The 20,996-nt window shown below is 51.9% G+C and carries 20 protein-coding genes; 9 read left to right on the top strand and 11 right to left on the bottom strand.

The window, feature by feature from the left end; all coding sequences use genetic code 11:
- Window positions 1-52: 52 nt before the first annotated feature.
- Together ACOQPM_RS24365 and holB are read right to left on the bottom strand one after the other, a co-directional pair.
- A complete protein-coding gene (locus ACOQPM_RS24365) occupies window positions 53-604 on the bottom strand; it encodes a MarR family winged helix-turn-helix transcriptional regulator (protein ID WP_420630995.1) in 552 nt (183 codons plus the stop codon).
- A gap of 197 nt (window positions 605-801) precedes the next feature.
- Window positions 802-1,821, bottom strand: a complete 1,020-nt coding sequence (gene holB, locus ACOQPM_RS24360) for a DNA polymerase III subunit delta' (protein WP_420630994.1) — start codon at window positions 1,819-1,821, stop codon at window positions 802-804.
- Between the two features lie 118 nt (window positions 1,822-1,939).
- On the opposite strand from holB, the gene ACOQPM_RS24355 reads away from it, so the two are divergent.
- The 5 genes from ACOQPM_RS24355 to ACOQPM_RS24335 all read left to right on the top strand — a co-directional run bounded on the left by ACOQPM_RS24355 (window position 1,940) and on the right by ACOQPM_RS24335 (window position 8,290).
- Window positions 1,940-3,211: a thiolase family protein gene (locus ACOQPM_RS24355; protein WP_420630993.1), complete on the top strand. Its 1,272-nt coding sequence runs from the start codon at window positions 1,940-1,942 to the stop codon at window positions 3,209-3,211.
- A gap of 82 nt (window positions 3,212-3,293) precedes the next feature.
- A complete protein-coding gene (locus tag ACOQPM_RS24350; RefSeq protein ID WP_420630992.1) occupies window positions 3,294-4,004 on the top strand; it encodes a CDP-alcohol phosphatidyltransferase family protein in 711 nt (236 codons plus the stop codon).
- 276 nt (window positions 4,005-4,280) lie between these two features.
- A complete protein-coding gene (locus ACOQPM_RS24345; protein WP_420630991.1) occupies window positions 4,281-6,062 on the top strand; it encodes an AMP-dependent synthetase/ligase in 1,782 nt (593 codons plus the stop codon).
- Window positions 6,063-6,230: 168 nt separating this feature from the next.
- A complete protein-coding gene (locus ACOQPM_RS24340) occupies window positions 6,231-7,580 on the top strand; it encodes a LysM peptidoglycan-binding domain-containing protein (RefSeq protein ID WP_420630990.1) in 1,350 nt (449 codons plus the stop codon).
- Between the two features lie 89 nt (window positions 7,581-7,669).
- On the top strand, window positions 7,670-8,290 hold the full coding sequence (locus ACOQPM_RS24335) for a rhomboid family intramembrane serine protease (protein WP_420630989.1): 621 nt from the start codon (window positions 7,670-7,672) through the stop codon (window positions 8,288-8,290).
- A gap of 57 nt (window positions 8,291-8,347) precedes the next feature.
- Here the strand turns inward: ACOQPM_RS24335 and tatC are convergent, their stop codons facing one another.
- Genes tatC through ACOQPM_RS24320 form a run of 3 tightly spaced genes read right to left on the bottom strand, consistent with a single transcriptional unit; the run spans window position 8,348 to window position 9,841 of the window.
- The gene (gene tatC, locus ACOQPM_RS24330) at window positions 8,348-9,136 is read right to left on the bottom strand and encodes a twin-arginine translocase subunit TatC (protein ID WP_420630988.1); all 789 of its coding nucleotides are present in this window, start codon (window positions 9,134-9,136) and stop codon (window positions 8,348-8,350) included.
- Complete coding sequence (locus tag ACOQPM_RS24325) at window positions 9,136-9,639, bottom strand: twin-arginine translocase TatA/TatE family subunit (protein WP_420630987.1); 504 nt, start codon at window positions 9,637-9,639, stop codon at window positions 9,136-9,138. Before ACOQPM_RS24325 ends, tatC begins: the two co-directional genes overlap by 1 nt.
- Before the next feature lie 19 nt (window positions 9,640-9,658).
- A complete protein-coding gene (locus ACOQPM_RS24320) occupies window positions 9,659-9,841 on the bottom strand; it encodes a twin-arginine translocase TatA/TatE family subunit (protein ID WP_420630986.1) in 183 nt (60 codons plus the stop codon).
- Window positions 9,842-10,117: 276 nt separating this feature from the next.
- On the opposite strand from ACOQPM_RS24320, the gene ACOQPM_RS24315 reads away from it, so the two are divergent.
- The gene (locus ACOQPM_RS24315; RefSeq protein WP_420630985.1) at window positions 10,118-11,374 is read left to right on the top strand and encodes a glucose-1-phosphate adenylyltransferase; all 1,257 of its coding nucleotides are present in this window, start codon (window positions 10,118-10,120) and stop codon (window positions 11,372-11,374) included.
- 35 nt (window positions 11,375-11,409) lie between these two features.
- Here ACOQPM_RS24315 and ACOQPM_RS24310 read toward each other — a convergent pair whose 3' ends face one another.
- The 6 genes from ACOQPM_RS24310 to ACOQPM_RS24285 form a co-directional block, all read right to left on the bottom strand.
- Entirely contained in the window at window positions 11,410-11,709 is a 300-nt protein-coding gene (locus tag ACOQPM_RS24310; protein ID WP_420630984.1) for a hypothetical protein, read from the bottom strand.
- Window positions 11,710-11,725: 16 nt separating this feature from the next.
- Window positions 11,726-12,415 carry an HAD hydrolase-like protein gene (locus ACOQPM_RS24305; RefSeq protein WP_420630983.1) on the bottom strand — a complete coding sequence of 230 codons (690 nt, stop codon included), beginning with the start codon at window positions 12,413-12,415 and terminating at the stop codon, window positions 11,726-11,728.
- 4 nt (window positions 12,416-12,419) lie between these two features.
- Complete coding sequence (locus tag ACOQPM_RS24300; protein WP_420630982.1) at window positions 12,420-13,328, bottom strand: dihydrodipicolinate synthase family protein; 909 nt, start codon at window positions 13,326-13,328, stop codon at window positions 12,420-12,422.
- An 82-nt stretch (window positions 13,329-13,410) separates the two neighbouring features.
- Window positions 13,411-14,739, bottom strand: coding sequence for an acetyl ornithine aminotransferase family protein (locus ACOQPM_RS24295; RefSeq protein WP_420630981.1), 1,329 nt, complete (start codon window positions 14,737-14,739; stop codon window positions 13,411-13,413).
- Window positions 14,740-14,780: 41 nt separating this feature from the next.
- Window positions 14,781-15,146, bottom strand: a complete 366-nt coding sequence (locus tag ACOQPM_RS24290; protein WP_420630980.1) for an ATP-dependent Clp protease adaptor ClpS — start codon at window positions 15,144-15,146, stop codon at window positions 14,781-14,783.
- Between the two features lie 187 nt (window positions 15,147-15,333).
- Window positions 15,334-17,091, bottom strand: coding sequence for an aldehyde ferredoxin oxidoreductase C-terminal domain-containing protein (locus tag ACOQPM_RS24285; protein ID WP_420630979.1), 1,758 nt, complete (start codon window positions 17,089-17,091; stop codon window positions 15,334-15,336).
- 140 nt (window positions 17,092-17,231) lie between these two features.
- Between ACOQPM_RS24285 and ACOQPM_RS24280 the strand changes: the two genes are divergently transcribed.
- The 3 genes from ACOQPM_RS24280 to ACOQPM_RS24270 all read left to right on the top strand — a co-directional run bounded on the left by ACOQPM_RS24280 (window position 17,232) and on the right by ACOQPM_RS24270 (window position 20,960).
- The gene (locus tag ACOQPM_RS24280; protein WP_420630978.1) at window positions 17,232-18,602 is read left to right on the top strand and encodes a 3-oxoacid CoA-transferase; all 1,371 of its coding nucleotides are present in this window, start codon (window positions 17,232-17,234) and stop codon (window positions 18,600-18,602) included.
- Window positions 18,603-18,627: 25 nt separating this feature from the next.
- The gene (locus tag ACOQPM_RS24275) at window positions 18,628-19,872 is read left to right on the top strand and encodes a hypothetical protein (RefSeq protein WP_420630977.1); all 1,245 of its coding nucleotides are present in this window, start codon (window positions 18,628-18,630) and stop codon (window positions 19,870-19,872) included.
- Window positions 19,873-19,961: 89 nt separating this feature from the next.
- Complete coding sequence (locus ACOQPM_RS24270) at window positions 19,962-20,960, top strand: NAD(P)/FAD-dependent oxidoreductase (protein ID WP_420630976.1); 999 nt, start codon at window positions 19,962-19,964, stop codon at window positions 20,958-20,960.
- Window positions 20,961-20,996 lie beyond the last annotated feature (36 nt).

The following is a 20,996-nucleotide window of genomic DNA, read 5'->3' as shown; positions in this document are numbered from 1 at the left end:
TAATCAGTGGGTCAGTGTTCAGTAGAAGTTGTCAAGTCAAACTGTTTACTGATTACTGGCCACTGACTACTGTTTCTCTACCAACTGCCTCCACATGCGTCCCCAACTTCTGCAAAAGGGCAAATAAGGTGTCCTGCTCGTCGGGCGAGAGGCCGCTAAAGCAGGTGTCCATTGCGTCCAGATGGTCGTGCATGTGGGCAGCTACAAGGGAACGGCCGTTTTCTGTCAGGCTGATATTAAAGCGACGGCGGTCCTTTGGGTCCAGGCGACGCTCGATGAGCGCTTCATCCTCCAAATTGCGGATGAAGGAGCTCATCGTGTTGCGACTCACCCCCTGCCGCTCGCTAATTTCCGAGGGGTTAAGCTCCGTCTTCTCACTCATTTGCTCCGCAAAAAAGAGGTGCATCAGCACCCCGTATTGGGCAAATGAAAGCCCCGCCGCTTCAATACTTTGCTCCCGCAAATGGTGCAGCAACCGAGCCACAAAGCCCATCTCGTCCATCAAGCGAATCGTCTGTGGATCAATATCGGGATGGAAGTTTTGCACAAAAGCCATCCACCGCTGCCGTTTTTCTTTATCATGTAGAAATGTTTTTTTTGCCATTTCTTCTCACAAAAATAGCAGCCTGCACCCCGAAGTGGAGCCAATGCTGCCATGGTCGCACTATTACCAAGCAGAATTATACTATGCCGAACTATTCTGTCAAGTACCAAAAGGCAAGCAATAAAAAACAGTCTTACTTCCAGAGATTCCTGCAAGATACGGCCGTTTTCCCAAACAGGGTCAAGGCTGTGGAAGAATTACGCAGATTCAGGCAGAGGATAGAGCAGCAACAAATTTTCCAGAACCAATCGCGTATTAGCGTTGCGCTCTAGCTGCCAGAGCGCCTGGTTGGTTTGGTTGAGGCTACCGGTAATTTGCAGCTCGTTCCAGGCAGTGGCCAAAGGCTCCAACCGCTCAATCTCATCCACGTTAGTGAGCATCAGGCTAATGGGCTGGCCTTGCCGCTGATTGAGCAAGGTGAGGTCGCGCCACCAACTGAGCCACGTTTTCAGCAGACTCGGCAAGGTTTCGGGCTTGCGTGCCAGCTTATCGGCCAGGGCAAAGCGTTGGGCACGTTGTCCGGCCAGGGCATCGTGCAAATAGGCAAGCTGCTCGGCACGGGTTTGCAGAATGGTTTCATCTTTGGCTGCCCGGATAGCCCAGCCTAAACGGCCGTCTGCCAAATGAGCCAGCAGCGTCGCTTTTTCAGCAGGTACCTGCAATTGAGTTGCCAAATGCTGCTCGATGAGATCGGGGGATAACGGCCGTAAATTCAGCGTGCGGCAGCGGGATGAAATGGTAGGCAGCAGCATATCGGCATCCGTGGCGGTGAGCAGCAGCACAACCTTACCCGGCGGCTCTTCCAATGTCTTCAAAAAAGCGTTGGCCGCACCGATGGTGGCCGCATCAAACCGCTCCAAAATCGCTACCTTGTACCGCGCCTCATACGCCGACAGGTTCAAATCTTGCTGCAACTGGCGAATTGTCTCAATTTTGAGCGTCAGCTTGCCCCGCCCACTCACCTCTGGCGAGACGAGCTTGACGTCGGGGTGCCTGTCTACACCGATGAGTTTACAGGGGCGGCAGTGGCCACACGGCCGTTCGCCAACCGATGCCTCACAGTTCAACGCTTGGGCAAAGGTGCGCGCCAATGTCGTCTTGCCCACCTGCTCCGGCCCGGTGATAAGGTACGCATGGCCCAGCCGGTCGTTTGCTAACCCATCGGCCAACATTTGTACTGCCCAGCCATGCCCCACAATTTGTTCCCAATTACTCATGCGCTAATTTTATGGTGGAAACGGCCGTTTTACCAACGACCCCACTTACGAAAACCCGCTCGTCGGATATAATTGGCAACGAATTAGCACAAGTCAAACAGTTTACGGAGAAATTTTAATGAACGATGTTGTCATTATTGATGCAGTAAGAACCCCAATCGGCCGCCACGCCGGGGCGTTAGCGACCGTTCGCCCAGATGACATGGGCGCGTTGGTCATTAAAACATTGGTTGAGCGAACCGGCATTGACCCGCAGGAGGTTGAGGAAGTCTATTTTGGCTGCGCCAATCAGGCTGGCGAGGATAATCGTAACGTGGCGCGGATGGCCACACTGTTGGCGGGCTTACCGAAATCGGTTGCGGCCGTTACCTTCAATCGGCTCTGCGCCAGCGGGTTAAACGCGGTGAACCAGGCGGCGCGCGCCATAAAATGTGGCGAGGGGGAGATCTTTATTGCAGGCGGCGTGGAGAGCATGAGCCGTGCGCCTTACTCCTTCCCCAAAAGTTCCCGCGCCTGGGGGCCATCTGGCAACATTACTGGCTATGACACCACGCTGGGCTGGCGCTATCCCAATCCCAAAATGGAAGCCCTATTCCCGCTAGAAGCAATGGGGCAAACGGCCGAAAACATCTTCGAGATGAGCTGCGCGGGTCAAATTGAAGGTGGGGAGATCAGCCGCGAGGCGCAGGATGCCTTTGCCTTCGAGAGTCAGCGGCGGGCGTGGGAGGCGATTGTAAACGGCCGTTTCCAGGCCGAAACTGTCCCCGTCACCATTCCCCAACGCAAAGGTGACCCCATTGTGGTAGACACCGACGAGCATCCCCGCATCACCAAAACCGAAGATGGCTATAAGCTCGCCACCAGCCTTGAAATTTTAGCCAAGCTACGCCCTGCCTTTCGTCAAGGCGGCACCGTCACCGCTGGGAACGCCAGCGGCCTGAACGATGGTGCCTGTGCCGTGCTGCTCATGTCTGCCAGCAAAGCCAAAACGTTGGGCTTAAAACCAATGGCACGCTGGGTAGCTTCTGGGGCGGCAGGCGTCGATCCCCGCGTGATGGGGCTTGGCCCTATTCACGCCACGCGCAAAGCACTGCAGCGGGCCAACATTTCACTCAGCGAAATTGATTTGGCCGAGCTGAACGAGGCATTTGCCGTGCAAGCGTTGGCCGTACTCAATGAGTTGGGACTGAGCCAAGAAATTACCAATGTCAACGGGGGTGCCATTGCGCTGGGCCATCCGCTGGGCTGCTCTGGCGCGCGCATCCTCACCACTTTGCTACACGAAATGCGTCGCCGTTTCCTAGCCGGAGAACAGATGCGGTATGGGCTGGCAACTTTGTGTGTGGGCGTGGGGCAAGGTGAAGCTACCATCGTAGAATTTTTGTCTTAACCCATAAAGGAAAGTTATTGACTTACCCCCAAGTATCCCTTAAAGTTCAGCAATCTATCTTGAGTAGACTACAGGAATAATCATGTCACGAATGAATCTCAACCTACAAGTTGAACGGCCGTTAGTGCTAGCATGGGGCGTTCACCTATTTACCGCAACGGGCGCGCTGTGGGGGTTGCTGGCAATAATGGCAACCGTGCAGCACCAATGGCAAGCCGCCTTCTTCTGGCTAGGGCTCGCCGCCCTGGTAGATAGCCTGGACGGCACTCTGGCGCGTCGCTTCAAAGTCAAAGGGCTCTTACCGGGCTTTGATGGGGCTCTGCTGGACAACATCATTGATTACCAAACCTACGTCATCGTACCAGCCATTTTCCTTTACGAGGCCAATTTGCTGCCTGCCAGTGCCACCATTGCTGGCATTGCCATGGTCGTTTTGGCGTCCGCCTTCCAATTTTGCCAGGCAGATGCCAAAACAGATGATCACACCTTCAAAGGGTTCCCCTCTTACTGGAATGTGGTCGTCTTTTACCTGTTCATGTTCAATGCCAATCCGTGGGTCAATTTCTGGGTTATTACGACCCTGACCATTCTGGTGTTTGTACCAATTAGATATTTGTACCCATCTCGCATGGTACGTTTCCAAAAGATGACCATATCGCTGACGTTTGTTTGGGCCATATTGTGCCTCATTGTTTGGCTGCAATACCCTGCCTTTCAGCCCTGGATGCTGTGGGTTTCTCTACTTTATATTGTTTATTACATCGGCCTCAGTTTGTACATGATGGTTCGGTAACTTTTACAAAGGCTGTAGGAAATTTTTGACCCCAACGACTGTCGCTGGGGTCTTTTATTTTGGTTTGCCAAGCTCCTGGGCAAATAGCATTGCGGAACCTGCCCAGTTATGATAAAACCTGAGCAAAGGATTGAGAGTCTACCCCGGTATTTATTGTGCAACTTTATAAACTGACCGCCCCCCAAATATTTCATAATTTCACCAAGAGACATCTGTTGGTAATGGTATGTGGGGTTACAGTCGGGTCAGTGAATGTCTTAAAAGAGGAGGCATTTGATGACGGACACCATTCTCCACAGGCTGCATGAAAACGGCCGTAAACGCCCCAACGCACCCGCCTACTACGAAAAAATAGGCAACGCCTGGGTACCAACTTCCTGGAAAGAGTACACCAACCAAGTGCGCCAAGCCGCGCGTGCCCTGGTTGCCCTGGGTGTAGAATCAGGTCAAAACGTCACGATTCTTGGGTTTAACCGCCCGGAATGGGTTGTTTTTGATTTGGCCTCGATGATGATCGGCGGGGCTCCTGCCGGTATTTACACCACCAACTCTCCAGAAGAGTGTAAATACATTGTTGAAAATTCAGAATCCAGCGTGATTTTAGTGGAAAATCAAGGGCAATGGGACAAAATCGCCTCGGTACGAGATGATATCGCCTGCTTGAAGCACATTGTTCTTATGCGCGGCACCGAGGTTGATGATGCCATGACCCACACTTGGGAAGGCTTTATGGCTAAGGGCGATGAAGTTGAAGAGAGCGTCATTGATGCCCGCATGGAAGCACTCGAGCTGGAGCAACTCGCTACGCTTATCTACACCTCAGGAACCACCGGCCCGCCCAAAGGTGTGATGCTTTCCCATGAAAATTTAGCCGCCACCTCAAAAAATGCCCAACGGCTAATCAATTTAACACCGTCAGACCGAACTATCTCTTACCTGCCACTGTCGCATATTGCGGAACAGATGTTTTCCATTCATGCCGCAATTACGGCCGCATACCAAGTGTATTTTGCCCAGTATCATCCCCAAGACCATCTCAATGACAATCTAAAAGAGATCAAGCCAACCGTCTTTTTTGGCGTGCCCCGCATTTTTGAGCGGTTCCAAGCCGGGGTAGCGGCAACGCTCTCCCAAGCAACCGGTGCCCGCGCCAAAATTGCTGAGTGGGCGCAAGGCGTTGGCCACAAAGTAACCAACTTGCGTAACCGGGGGCAAGAGGCAGGTGGCTTGCTGGCTTTGCAGCATAATCTGGCAAGCAAACTGGTCTTTGCCAAAGTCAAAGAAGGTCTTGGCCTAACAGAAGCACGCGTTCTCATCACCGCTGCCGCCCCCATTGCCCCAGAAATTCTGGACTATCTGGGTAGCCTCGATTTGCCGATTATGGAACTGTATGGTCAATCTGAAGGAAGCGGCCCCACGACAACCAATCGGCCCGGCGCCATTAAAGTGGGAACCGTTGGCCAAGCGTGGCCTGGCTCAGAAGTAAAATTGGGATCAGACGGCGAAATTTTGACAAAAGGGCCAAATGTATTTTTGGGCTACTACAAAAATGAAGCAGCCACGGCTTCTGATCTGGTTGATGGTTGGCTACATTCAGGCGACCTGGGTGAGTTTGATGGCGATGGCTTCTTGAAAATAATCGGCCGTAAGAAAGAGATCATCATCACCTCTGGTGGCAAGAACATTGCGCCCAAGAATATCGAAGCAGCGCTGAAGAATCTAGATTTAGTGTCGCAGGCAGTGGTCATTGGTGAACGACGCCGCTTCTTAACGGCGTTGCTAACTCTGGATCCAGAAGCGGCGACGACCTTTGCCCAAGCAAATAACCTGGAAGGGCAAACGCTGCATGAGCATCCTAAATTGATTGATCATCTGCAAAAAGAGATTGATGAAAAGGTAAACAAGCTGTTTGCCCGGGTAGAGCATGTGCGGAATTTCCGTGTGCTGCCCCGTGACTTTACCATTGAGGACGGTGAGTTGACCCCCACAATGAAAATCAAACGGCGTATCATCAACGAAAATTTCTCTGACGAGATTGAGGCAATGTACGAGGGCTAGGCTAATACATTCACAAAAAAAGCCTCTGGCTGGCCAGCCAGAGGCTTTTTTGATCTGCACCTCACTCGACAATGGATGGTTGCTCGGCAGCGTTAGGGTTCGGTTAACTTAGTTGCCTACGCTTTGGCTAGGTTTGATAACGGCCGTTCTGGTTGATATAGTTCTGGCATGGTTAAAAAAACAATCGTTGGCATTTTATTTTGCCTTTTCTTGCTAGTGGGGGAAGCAACGGCCGTACATGCACAATCTGCCTCCGCAATCTTTCAGCAAGTCAACCAGTTTCGCACCAATAATGGGCTAGTTCCCTTTCAATACAGCAGTGCCCTAGCCGCCGCCGCACAAGACCAGGCAAACTACATGGCGGCCAATACTGTATTCACCAGCCACATTGGTTTTGGCGGCTCCACCCCACAAACCCGCGCCGCCGCCGCCGGGTACGTGGGGCGCGTCAGCGAAAACATTGTTGGCGGCACAGGCATGACGGCCGTACGCGGCCTCAACTGGTGGATTAACAGCCCAGTCCATTACAGCACCCTCATCACCAGCCGCTACCAGGAAGCAGGCACCGGCTTTACCACCAACGGCAGCGAGAATTTCTACGTGATGGTTGTTGGCCAACCTTCCGATGCCCCACCCCCACTAGCCGCAGACACCAGCCCAGCGCCGCTCTTCATTACCCCCATTACCCTGGCAGAACCAGGTGAAGATGGCTCGATTGTTCACGTCGTCCAGGAAGGCCAGGCACTTTGGTCACTGGCGGCCCATTACCTCGTGCCACTCTCTGATTTGCTGCTGTTGAACAGCTTGCCGCCTGATGCTGTCGTGCAGCCAGGCGACCAAATCACAATTCGGCTGGCTGATGGGCAGGCACCACCGCCCACCCCAACGCCCCCTACCATACACACAGTGCTAGCTGGGCAGTCCCTTTGGTCCGTTGCCGTGCAGTACAATGTGAAGCTGGGGGATATTTTGTGGCTAAATGGCTTGCCGGAGGATGCGGTTTTGCAGCCGGGCGAGCAAATTCGGGTACGCTTGGCACCGGATGAAATGCCGCCGCCTACGCCAACACCTATCCTGCACCATTCAGTTCGCAGCGGGCAGACGCTGTGGGAAATTGCCATCAGCTATGGCTTAACGCTGGAAGAGTTATTAACATTCAACAATATTGATCAGAACGCCATTTTACAGCCGGGAGATCAGCTTTTAGTGCGGCAGCTACCGCCAGCGCCGCTGCCCACCTTGTCACCAACGGCAACTTCGCAATCGGTCACGCCGACGGCCGTAAGCCCCACCCAAACAGCCACGCCGCCCACAACGGCCGTTGCTGCCCAAAATAACCCAGTCATAGAAACGGCCGTCCCATTGGCAAATAGCGAGATGGCCGTGAATGATTCTGATATGAATATTGCTAGTGGAGAAAGCGAGGTGGGATACGGTCGTATCTTCATCTGGGCGGCCCTGGGGCTGCTGGCTATAGGCATGGTAACCATTGTTGTCCTCCGCAGCGAACTCATCTAGCTCCAGCTTCGCAACAAATCTTGCAAAATCCCGTATGGTGGAGAAATTATCTTGGTACGGCCGTATAACGATTCATTTGAAGGAATCCCATGCAAACAACCAACACCCAAACCGACTTGTGGCAACAGCTAAAAACGCCTCTTTCCATCGTTGGTGGCTTCGTACTGCTGCTTTGGATCATCGAAGGCGTTGATCAGCTCATATTTGGCGGCTCGCTAGACGGATTTGGCGTGCGCCCGCGCACCCTGGATGGCCTCTGGGGTGTCTTGTGGGCACCCTTCCTTCATGGCGGCTTTCGCCATCTCATTGCCAATACCGGGCCACTCCTCATTTTGGGCAGCATCGTCATGCTGTCCCGCCGCCTGCGCGATTTCTTCCTGATTACATTTATTGTTACGTTAATTGGGGGGTTGGGAGCCTGGCTCATTGGCCCCCAGCTGTCAGTCCACCTAGGGGCCAGCGGCCTGATTTTTGGCTACTTCGGCTTCTTGCTCCTGGCCGCCTACTTTGAACGTAGCTGCCGCGCCATCTTCATTGCTCTGGTTGTTTTGCTGCTGTACAGCGGCATCATTTGGGGTGTTCTGCCACAAGGGGGCGGCATTTCTTGGCAAACACATCTGTTTGGTTTTATTGGCGGTGGGGTTGCAGCTTATGTTCTTAGCCAAAGGCAAAACGGAATCACCATCAAAGTACACGATCCAATTTTGTAACAGTTCAGGTGTGTGCCACTTCTCCCTCTCCCTTTGGGCAAGAGTTAGGGAAGAGGATTACTCGATGGCAACAGAGCGTTCAAACTGACGTTGACCAACTACCGCGAGACCAATGCTGAGGATGTACAAAATTATGAGGGGAGCCATTGTTAAAAGCATGGTAACAGGGTCAATAGAGGGGGTGATGATTGCAGCTAGAACAGCAATGCCTACAACCGCAAAGCGCCACTGTTCGCGCAGCGCTTTGGCAGTTACCACACCCACACGGGCAATAAAATAGACAATCACAGGCATCTCAAACGCAAGGCCAATCCAAAACAGCATCCGCAACACAAAGCCAATGTAGCCACTCGGTGTCCAATCTGTCTTGAAAATGCTTCCCAGGAAATTGGCCAAAAAGAATACGGCCGCAGGTATCAAAACAAACCAGGCAAACAAAATCCCCAACAAAAACAGAAGCAACGCACTGGGCAAAAAGATAAACACGTACCGCTTTTCGCTTTTGGTAAGGCCAGGCACCACAAACTGCCAGAACTGGTACAAAATCATAGGCATCGAGAAGATAGTCCCGGCAAGCAACGATACTTTGAAAAAAGTTTCAATGCCCTCAGTTGGCTCCAGCGTTTGCAACTCTACTACGCCATTGATGCTTTCTGCATAAGGGCCCAGCAAAAATTGCAGCACTGGCTCAGCAAAGGCAAAGCTAAGTGCTGTGGTCACCAGCATTGCAGCCGCGACGTAGGTCAGCCGAATGCGTAGTTCGTTCAGGTGCCCTAGCAGCGTCAAATCTTCAGATTCTAATTCTCCATCAAGAATTGAGGTTAAAGGGGAATTTGCTTTGGCCATTATTCAGGGTCGTCGGGAACATCTAGCAGCGAAGGCAGGCGGGGTGGCACGGCCGTTTCCCCTGGTTCCTCTGCCGCAATTCCACTTTGCTCGGGAGAGGCTGCTGGCTTGCCATTGGTAGTGGGGTCAACCGCTGGAGGTGGTGTCAGCGTTGGTGGCTTCAAATTTGGCGGTTGGATACTGTTGTTAATCTCCTCAAATGCCTGCTTACCATCCTGCGTTGCCTGAGAGGTTGTCTGGTTTACTTCGCCCCGTAAATCCGTCAGCTCCTTCCGAAGCTGTTGTAGTTCTTGCATCGTTTCTCGAATCGCTTCTCCGTCCCCGGAATTGTCCAGCTCATGGTTAAGCTGGCGCACAAAGCCTCGCGATATCTTTTGCAATTGGGCGGTGGTACGGCCTAGCCAACGGGCTGCTTGCCCGATTCGTTCCGGCCCCATCACGATACCCGCTACAACCAAGATGAGAACCAGTTCTGGAAAGCCAATACCAAAAAAGCTATCCATGAAACATCAACTCACCAAATTATGCCTCAATATCTGAGGTATCTTTCTCGTCGTCCTCGTTGCTGCCTTCACGGACGCCTTCACGGAAGGCACTAATGCCTTTGCCCAACTCAGACCCAAGACGACTAATGCGTCCAACACCAAAAATAATTAGCACAATTACTAGAATAATCAAAAGCTCAGCATAACCTAAACCAGCCATAAAAAATCTCCTTTCTACATACTACTCTGTCAAAGCCTAAAAGTTGCACCAAAGACAACACCATCTAGGCTTATATCCATCATTTGCAATCAACGGCACAAATGTTTAGCAGCAACAAAATTATAGCAGAGAATAGGCAAAACGCAGTAGCATTAGGCATCTGTTCATTAAATTTTGTTATTGGTCTAAAAGAAGATTCTCTGTTTTAATTGTGCATGGGGAAGCCTGAACAAAGTACCTACAAATGTTGTCTATCGAGTTGAAGGGGAAATCCACATGCAAATGCAAGATGTGCTTGGGCTAATTTTGGGTGGTGGTGCTGGGACACGCCTGTATCCGTTAACAAAAGAACGAGCCAAACCGGCCGTACCACTAGCGGGCAAATATCGCCTCATTGATATTCCTATGAGTAGCTGCCTACACGCTGGCATAGCCAAAATCGCCATTCTGACACAATTTAACTCCGTTTCGCTTCACAGACACATTCATCGCACCTACAATCGAGATGTTTTTTCGCCAGGCTGGGTACAAATTCTAGCCGCAGAACAAAAGCCAACGAGCATTGATTGGTACCAGGGTACGGCCGATGCTGTCCGCAAACAATCCATTGAAATTAAGCAAGCTGGAACCAAATATACGCTTATCCTTGCCGGAGACCATTTATATCGCATGGATTACCGCAAGTTTGTCGAGCAACATATAGAAACCGGCGCAGATGTAACAGTAGCAGTGCAGCCAGTTCCGCGTGACGTCGCCCCGGGATTAGGTATCTTAAAATTAGATGCTGACAAAAACGTGGTGGAGTTCAAAGAAAAACCCAAGACAGATCCTGAACTGGACGTAATGGCAAGCTGGCCCGGTGCAGAACGGCCGTTTATGGCTTCGATGGGTATTTACGTTTTCAACACGGATGTGTTATTTGAACTTCTTGAAGGGGATGGCAACGATTTTGGTAGCGATATTCTGCCCCAGGCAATGGCTTCACATCATCTAAAAGGATTCATTTTTGAAGGATACTGGGAAGATATCGGAACGATTCAGCGCTTTTACCAGGTTAACTTAGACATGGCTTGTCCCGACGCGCCATTCGACTTTTACAGTGCCAAGACGCCAATTTATACAAGAGCCCGCTTTTTACCCGCCTCAGAAATTAACGGGGCAAGTATGAATGATGTGTTGCTGACTGATGGTTGTCGTATTTCAAAATCAGACATCAACACGGCCGTTGTTGGGCTTCGCAGCATTATTAAAGCAAACACCAAAATTGAAGCCACCATTATCATGGGGGCCGATTATTATGAATCGGAAGCAATGATTCAGGAAAATGCAGCTAAAGGCATACCCGATGTGGGCATTGGTGAAGGAAGCTCAATTTCCAGAGCAATTGTTGACAAAAACGCGCGCATTGGGCGCAATGTGGTTATTCAAAATATCCCCGACAGACCAGATGGAGAAGGCCCTAACTGGGTAGCCAAAGATGGCATCATCATCATCCCCAAAAATGCAATTATTCCAGATAACACTGTTATTTAGGTAAGAGCAGTAGAAACGACTCTACTTATTTCAAACTAATTTCCCGCTTTTGCAACACTGTTCTTTGTAGCGACAAAAAAATCTGCAGCTTGCTCCGGGGATTCAAATGGTTCTGGGATATGACCGTAAATGTGGACTTCGTTTTTGTCAGGTTGAACAATAGCAGGAAACCAGCCGTATTTTTCTAGTGGCGGGTGCACTGCGCCACAAAACCCCGTAGCCGTGGGGTGTTTTTTGGGGAATTGCCAAACGACCCATTCGTGCAACAGACCTATTTTGAAGATTGTTGGCTTGGCAACGTGCAGCTTTAGCTCAGCAATTTCTTTTTTTTCCACCAATATCCCTCCAAAATCATGCAAAAACGGTCGCTAGCACCTGCTCAGTATTTGCCAGATTGTCAAACAGGTAGTCTGGATGATAATCGGCTAGGGTAGAAGCAGCATGCCAACCGCTAGCAACAGCAACGGCCGTTGCCCTACCAGCCCGCGCACACAAAATATCCGCTGGGGTGTCGCCAATAATGATTGTATTGTTACCATTGAAATTGCCCCCCGTCAACTGATTGGCCCGCGCCATGCCGATGGCTGGCAACTCATTTCTGTCCAGCGCATCAGAACCATAAGCCCCAACCTTAAACAAGAGTGGATCAACGCCAGCCGCCGAAAGTTTCAGGGGTGCAGTTAACTGAGCATTGCCCGTAAGCAACCCAAGCAGCAAATCATCCCTGGCCGCTAGCTGTGCCAATAGCGCTGGAATGCCAGGGCAAGGGGTCATCTCTTTTTCCCAAAAGATTTTTTGACCATGTTCAGCCATGAGTTCGTAAATGGCCGGTAGCTTTTGTTTGATTTCTGTGGCGGGTATGCCCACGGCCATTAACAAATCGGTGATGATGCGCGGGTCTGTCTTGCCGCTCATGTTGTAGCTGTCTAGCGGGCCGCACGTTCCGTACAGCGTTTCCAGTGCGTAGGCCAGCGTCAGCCGCCCCGCCCCGTTGCTGCGGATGAGCGTGCCATCAATATCGAAGAGAAGTAATTTTTTCATCGGCTTAGGCGAATTCCAGCAACGGCCGTATCTTCAACCAAATATCCTCTGCGGGCATGGGGCGTGGCGGAACGGCTATGCCCATCTCGATACCCCGCCCAGCAAGAATTTGCTTAATGGCTCCAATACGCGCACCAGCCGGTAACTGTGCCAGCAGTTGGTTGATCTGGCGTTGATGATGCTGCGCTTGGGCAATCTCACCGTTAAAAAATGTTTGGGTCAGGGCAATAAATGGTTCGGGAACGGCCGTACTCAAGCCACTAATCAAGCCATCTGCTCCCAACGCCAGCAAACCGAGCGACGTCGCCTCATTGCCTACCAAGAATAGTAAATGTGGTAGCGTCACATCCAGCAATTGTCGCACAATTTGAGCATCGGGTCGGCTGGATTTAATGCCCAGCAATGACGGAATGTCGCTACCCAAACGCGCCAATAATCCGGGCGAGATACCGTTGACGGCCAACTGAGGAATATCGTACAGCATGAGCGGCATGTTGGGCACGCTGGCCGCCACTTGGCGATAGTAAGCTGCCAGACCATCGTCATCCATTTTGTAGAAAAATGGGGTCACCATGGCCACAGCATCCGCTCCAATTTGTTCAGCGTGGCGGCAGAGTGCCAGGGTAGATTCAAGCTGGTTGGTTCCCGTGTGCAGGATGATTGGCACACGGCCGTTTACCACTGAGACGGCCGTTTCATGCAGCCGCATTCGTTCCGTCTCGCTTAAAAGCACACCTTCCCCAGTGGAGCCGCCCACAAAGAGGCCACGCACCCCGGCATCTAGCAAAAAGTGGATGAGTTGGGGCAGTACGGCCGTATTAACCGTCATCCCATCCGCTAATATGGGCGTCGCCAGGGCAGATGTTACCCCGCCGTGCAACAACGATTTTAATCGTGCAATTTTTGTTTTCATAAATGATTTCTAGAGACTTTTGAAGTTTTTATCTCCGAACGCAGCTTCTCTCTGATTGAAACTTCAAAAGTCTAAACATGCTTTAAAGATACTTTGCCTCGGCATCCGTCAGAGCCGCTTCAAAAATATGCAGGCCTTCTTCAACCAAATTGTGTGGGATATTCAGCGGCGGCGTAATGCGAATCGAGTTCGTGCCGCAGGGAATCAGCAGCAAGCCATTCTCAAAAGCGTGCTGAATCAGATGATCACGCAGCTTCACTGCCCGCTCTTTACTTTCTCGATCCTTCACAAACTCCATGCCAATCATCAGGCCGCGCCCTCGCACATCCCCCAGGCTGGGGTGCCGTCCTGCCATCTCAACCAGCGCATCCATGATATGCTGGCCCGTCTCATTTGCCTTTGCCAACAAATTCTCTTCTTCGATGACTTGCAGCGTGGTAAGGGCAGAAATGGCCGCCACCGGATTGCCGCCAAAGGTGCTGCCGTGCGACCCCGGTTTCCAATCCATAATCGCTTCTGGTGCCAAGATGCCGCCAATTGGCATCCCACTGCCCACCCCTTTGGCAAAACAGACAATATCTGGCTGCACGTCTTCATGCTCAATGGCCCACCATTTACCGGTGCGCCCCACACCACTTTGAATTTCATCCACAATCAACAAAATGCCGTGCCTGTCGCACACTTCACGCAGGCGGCTGAAGAACCCGGGCGCAGGCACAATGTAGCCGCCCTCGCCCTGAATCGGTTCTACTAAAACGGCCGCTACATCCTCAGGCGATAGCGTCGTGCGAAACACCAAATCTTCCAGGTAATCAATGACGGTGTCGCCGTAGTTTTCATCTGCCTGCTGCACCAGCACGGGGCGGTACGCATTGGGGAACGGCAGATGGTACACCTTTACCCCAGGCAAATAGTTAGCTCGCTGCACCGATTTGCTGGCTGTGAACGAAAGCGAACCGAGCGTTCGGCCATGAAATGCACCAAAAAAGCCAATAAAGCGCGTGCGACCCGTCTTGTACATCGCCAGCTTAATGGCTGCTTCCACGGCTTCGGTGCCAGAATTGCCAAAGTAGACGCGGGTACGACCGTCCATCGGAGCCACCTGCTGCAATTTTTCACCCAGCTCAATAGCCTGCGGGTAATAAAAATCGGCTAGGCAAACGTGCCAAAATTTGTCAATCTGCTCCTTTACCGCTTCCACAACCCGTGGATGGCGATGCCCCACGTTCTGCACGGCAATCCCTGCCATAAAATCAATGTAGCGACGGCCGTCTACATCCCAAACTTCCGACCCTTCCGCCTTCTCTACGACCAGCGCATATTCACGAGCGTATGAGGGTGAAAGCACATTGATGTCTCGCTTAATCAATTCCTGACCCACCGGGCCAGCACCAGCCATACTAAACTTCATGTTGCCTCCGACTCTAAAATCTCTGTGTTCTGTGTAGCCTATTAAAGTACTTCAATGGAAAACATGAGGGGGTACCCCTCCAATTGAGCGGCGAAATGCGCCTTCCCCACCCGCTTTTTGGCTTCGCTCAGCGGTAGCGTAGCCACTAGTGCCAGCCCGTTAAAGTGGGCGGTGATCATCACATGCTCGGCTTCCAGTGGGGAAAGCTGAAAAATGCGCTGTAAAATGACCACAACAAAATCCATCGGCGTCACGTCATCGTTGTGAATAAGCACCCTGGCCAAATCTTCCTGGTCATCATTGGTCAGCTGTTCCAGATCGGTGTCAAGGTCCCAATCTGCCTCAGCTTTCACCATTGCAGATTGCGTATTTTGAGCCTCTAAGCGGAACTGTTCGACAATCTCCATACCGCTGCCCATTTTACCTCAAAGCAGTTTGCCAGCCATGAAAACAGACGAGCATTTAGGGTTTCCACATTGCTAGACAATGGGACGCGGATAAACGCGGACGAGCGCAGATTGCAAGCAACTTTCCGCGTCATATGCGCTCGTCTGCGTCCTATAATTGCGAATACTGAATAGCCCTGAACGAACATTAACCATTAGCACGGCCGTATTCCTCCGGCACCCCCTGCACCCCCACCGCATCCAACTGGTCATAAATTTGATGCACGTCTGACGCACGGAAGCGAGCCGCCTGGTTGGACGGTGGCAACGCTTCATCATAGAAAAAGTCTGGCAAGTTATCATCTTCCTCAACAAAACCCGCCGCCAAGTTAAATTCGCGCTCCAGCTGCAGGGTGGCTCGTCCTATTTTTTGGAAGAATGTGGGGTCTAGCTCGGTGCCAACGGCCGCATTCACCGCATTCGCCAAGAATTCTACGTTAGGATTGGTAACAGACCGCCCAAAAATGCACAGGCCAATCGAATCTACGGCCGCACACCCAATTTGCGCCTCCAAACTGAGCCGCTTCAATTCATCCAGATTTTTGCTACGAGAATTCACCTTTGGCACGTTGCCTGCCGTGTGATCTGCCCCCTGCGCTGTGGTCATCATCGAGATGCCCGTCACTTCAATCACGCGCGGATCGTAGGCCGAGATGGCCTGCTTTTTGATGGTCGGGACGCGGTGGATACCGTAATGTTCCCCCACCCGTGCCGTGCCTTGCGCCCAAAGACGGCCGTTCTCAGACCCAGCCTTCAGTTCCAAAAAGACCCTCCGCATGAAATCGAGATCGCCAAACTCGGCCAGCCCCGCATCCATCAGCACCGCAATCATCGCCCCAGTTTCAATGGTGTCAATACCCAACTCATTGCAATATTGGTTCATCTCTGCCAAATGATCCGGGTCGCGCAGGCCGCAGTTCGTCCCCAGCAGCGCCAATGTCTCATACTCCACGGGTGACGTAATCTCATTGCCATCCGCATCCACGTATACATTGCTGCACTGGATGGCGCAGCCCGGCATACAGGCGTGGGAATGGTTCCCCCCGCGTGAATTATTTAGCTCCGTAATGTAGCTGCCACCCATCTTGAACGTCTCTTCAGAATCATCCACCTGGGCACCCAGCGTGAAATTATTCACCGGAATGCCCCCCACATGATTGGTGTAATCCGCCATTCCCATCGTGCCAATGGGCTTGTACCCATTTTGGATGGACGGGTCTTCGTTAATCCATTTGGCGTAAGTACGCACCGATTCCAGCGTCTTTTTGCGGTCGTGCAAAGTGGGCATTTTGTGCAGATCAACCACAATCGCCTTCACCTTCTTGCTGCCCATCACCGCGCCCACGCCGCCGCGCGCCGCCAGCCGAGAGGCACGCCCGTCACTATCACTGATGGTGATGCCCGCCAGCAAGCCCTGGTACTCGCCCACCGGGCCACACAGGGCAAAGCTGATCTTTTTGCCAAATTTTTCTGTGAGGAGAACGGCGGTTTCGCTATTATTCTTGCCCAGGTACGGCGAACCATCATGAAAAGACAAGTTCCCTGCTTTGTCAAAATGGATTACCACCCACTCATCCGATTGGCCGTGCAGCGTGAAACCCGCCACGCCAACGCGCCCCATGCCGTAGGCCAACGTGCCGCCTGCATTGGCTTCCTTGATGCCACCCGTGAGCGGGCTTTTGCAGCCAACGCTGAGCCGGTTGGCGTTGGAAAAGGTGGTTCCGGCAAACGGCCCCGCCGAAAAAATGAGCGGATTATCTGACCCCAGTGGGTCTACGGTAGCCACACCACTTTCTACCAGCGTTTTGGCAATAAGATACCGCCCGGCCGTCACCAACTGCTCTCCTTCCATCGGCTGGCTGGTCACGGTTTGGTCATTTAAATGAATGTGTAAGTAATTTCGCATGGGCTTCCTCTTTGGGTCGTTGAATTCGCTACAAGGTTATCACAAAACGGCCGTTTCCCCAGCCACGCGCCCCGTCATTTTCAGTCAATTTTATGGTGAAAAATCCCCAAGCTGCAGCCAAATTGTGATAAGATTCTGGCATGAACAAAAAACCACAACTCTCACTAGAAACGGCCGTTTCCCACATCAAAAACGGCGATACTATTTTCGTTGGCGGCTTTGGCATGACAGGCAATCCCGTCCACCTGCTGCACGCTTTGGCTGAAACTGACATCTGCGACCTCATCTACGTCGCCAACAACGTCGGCGAACCTGGCCTCGGCGGGGGACGCCTGCTGCGAAACGGACAAATCAAAAAAGCAATTGGCTCCTTCTTCACCAGCAACAAAGAAGCCGTAGCCGCCGCCCAATCTGGCACGATTGAAGTGGAGCTAATCCCTCAAGGCTCGCTGGCCGAAGCGATGCGGGCTGCTGGCGCCGGCATCGGCGGCTTTTACACCCCCACTTCAGCCGGAACCGTTCTGGCGGAAGGCAAAGAAACGAAGGATATCAACGGCGTGCAGAATGTCTTTCAGCCTGCGCTGCATGGCGATGTGGCTCTCGTTCGTGCCTGGCGCGCCGACGAGGCAGGTAACCTCGTTTACCGCATGACGGAACAAAATTTCAACAAGGCAATGGCCACCGCCGCCAATCTTGTTATCGTAGAAGCAGAAGAAATTGTGCCGCTCGGCGCGCTTGATCCCAACGAAATTCACACTCCTGGCTGCTATGTGGATTTTTTGGTGCAGGCACACACCACGCTGGATGATTTGGGCAGCTCCGCCTCCATCAGCGGCGGGGCCAAAAAGGTGAGCGAGACGCGCATGAACATGGCTCGCCGCGCTCTGCAAGAGCTACAGCCGGGGGATGTGGTCAATTTGGGCGTAGGCATTCCCACGCTGGTGGCCGATCTCATCACGCCAGAACACGGCATTATTATGCACACCGAAAACGGCATGTTGGGCGTTGGTCCTGCCCCAGAGGCGGGCGGCGCACTAGATTACCCCGTCAACGCGGGCAAAATTCCGGTAACCGCCCTACCGGGTAGCAGCTACTTCGACAGTGCCGACTCCTTTGCCATGATTCGGGGCGGGCATGTGGACGTGGCCATCATGGGCGGCCTGCAGGTGGATGAGGCCGGTAACCTGGCCAACTGGGCCGTACCGGGCAAGCCGCTGCTCGGCGTCGGCGGCGCGATGGATTTGGCCTCTGGCGCGAAGAAACTGATCATCACCATGACCCACGCCAGCCGGGACGGCGCAGCCAAAATCGTGCCGGAATGCACCCTACCGCTCACCGCACTCGGCGCGGTGGACATGATAATTACTGATTTGGCGGTGTTTGGCTTTGAAGATGGTAAGCTGACGTTGCTGGAGCTGATGCCAGGTGCGACATTGGAAGAAGTTGAGGCGAAGACAACGGCCGTTTTCGTTGAAGCAAACGAACGCTCACAAACGCAATCTCGACAATAAACAAAATTTATACGGGGAGTCTGTTATGAAAAAAACGATTTGCATGATTTTTTTACTCGCTTTCATGTTTACCGCATGTCAGATTACACACGAGGAAATTGCTAGCGATGTGGAACCCATACAAACCAGCACACCCACAACAAGACCCTCTCAAACACCAGCACCTTCAAACACTCCCATCCCTTCTGACACGCCTGAACCTACGCTGACTTCCACACCTTCTCCAACAATTACGCCTTCGCACACGCCTACACCAACAAAAACGCCAGTTCCAACCGCAACACCTACGGCTACACCTTTTGCGTTTAATAACGAAATCATTGATGCGCTTGTTGAACAAGGATATCAACAAGCGCCACTCTTAAGGTTTGAATCCCCAGTAGAAAGTCATACATTCTTTAGTAACCAAGGTCAATTTGGAAATATGCAATTTGGTGGCCCGAATCTTGCAGCGTCAAACCACCCTTTTGAACGAAGCATCACATTTCCCGATGGAAATACATATCTTTACATTCAGTATGAATTAGCAAGTCAAGATGGTTTCTTCTCAAGCGATAGTTGTCATTTAATGTTTTTTAAAACAACTGATGAAGAAACGCTGTTAATTGCAGACATCAATATTTCAGATTTATCAGGTCAGGTTGCAGAAATAAATGCCCCGTTATTTTGTCTTCCATACGAATGGGGCGATTTTAATGAGAATGGAAAGCCAGATATTCCTGTAACATTTCTGTGGGCTAATAATTATACGGGCGGAGAAGTGCATATTTTTGAAGTGATTGCAGATGATACCGTTATTGATTTGACGTCTAATTTACCCGGCCCAGTGAATTATTGGTTATTTGATCCCCGATATCCTGATCAAATGGTAGTTGATTTACAATGGGCAAGTCATGATTGCCTATATCCCCACTCACCGTTTTCGTTTTGGATTTTTGGTTGGGATGGTGAGAAATTTGCTGATTGGACGGCCAATGGAACATTGGATTTTTCGAATGCAATTAGTATTTGGGAGGGGTGGCTGGATTCAGGCTATCCTTTTGAACCTGATATACAAATTGGTGCAATGGTTAGTATTCTATTGATGTATGACAAGATGGGGCAACGTGATATTGGATGGGAAAAGTTCATGGAATTTGCAGATGAGTCAAATTGGCCTGATAGTTCACCTGAAGCTCTAGCCTGGTTGCGTGATGATGTTGCTCATTTTACGCAGCAGTATAATGCTGGACTACCTTTTACCCCAAATGGTTATAATTGTGGAAATTGATATGTCCCGAACGAATAATTAGATTTTATGTTGAGGTTCAAATTGGCTGAAGAACCTCTGACGAGAGTGCATTACTATTGGGGAAACCTATGAAAAACAAGCTGCTCGATGTATTAGTAGTTGGTGCAGGATTGGCTGGCCTGATGGCGGCGAATGTGCAGCAAAATGCGGGAAAATCGGTGGTTGTCGTGGAAAAGGCGCAGGGCGTTGGTGGCCGCTTGGCGACGTGGCGGCTAGGGCCAGGGCGCGGCGATTATGGGGCACAATTTTTCACCGTGCGCGAACCGCAGTTTCGGCAATTTGTGGATGAGTGGCAGCAAGCGGGGTTGGTTTTTGAATGGTCGCGCGGCTGGGCAGATGGTTCGGCAGTGGCTACCAATCAGGGAGATGGATACCCGCGCTATGCCATTACAGGAGGAATGACGGCCGTTGCCAAACATCTTGCCGCCAATCTCACCGTACACAACCAAACCAGGCTCACCCAAATTCAAGTCGTCGGGGATGGGTGGGAAGTGACAGTGGCAGACGGCCGTTCCTACAAAGCCCACGCCCTCCTCCTCACGCCACCCGTGCCGCAGTCGCTGGCTCTGCTGGATGCAGGCAATGTGCCGCTAGCCGCAGCAGATCGCGCCGTTTTGGAAAAAATCAGCTACGCGCCTTGCCTTTCTGGCATGTTTTGGGTGGAGGGGGACGTATCGCTGCCAGAGCCGGGTGGCTTGCAGCGACCAGAGGCCACCCTTAGCTGGCTGGCGGATAATCAGCGCAAGGGCATCTCGCCCGAAGCCCAAATCTTGACGGCACATGCCAATCCAACAGTGAGCCAACTGTGGTATGAAGCACCGAAGGGAGAGTTGGTGGGGATTTTTATGCGGGCGTTACGGCCGTTTCTTAGCAAAAACAGCACTATCCAGGAATATCACATTCACAAATGGCGGTACGCCCTGCCCACCACGCTACACCCAGAACGCACCTTGCTGGCCGCGGGGCTGCCGCCATTGGCCTTTGCCGGAGATGCGTTTAACGGCCCCAGGGTAGAAGGCGCAGCCCTCTCTGGGCTGGCCGTTGCACACGACTTACTCAATGCTTGAATAAATGATAAATGATGGGTAATGGTAGGGGCAGGC

Source organism: Candidatus Leptofilum sp. (assembly GCF_965223525.1).
Taxonomy (GTDB): domain Bacteria; phylum Chloroflexota; class Anaerolineae; order Promineifilales; family Promineifilaceae; genus Leptofilum.
The sequence above is the reverse complement of the archived record's forward strand: the minus strand, read 5'-3'. Positions and strand labels throughout refer to the sequence as shown.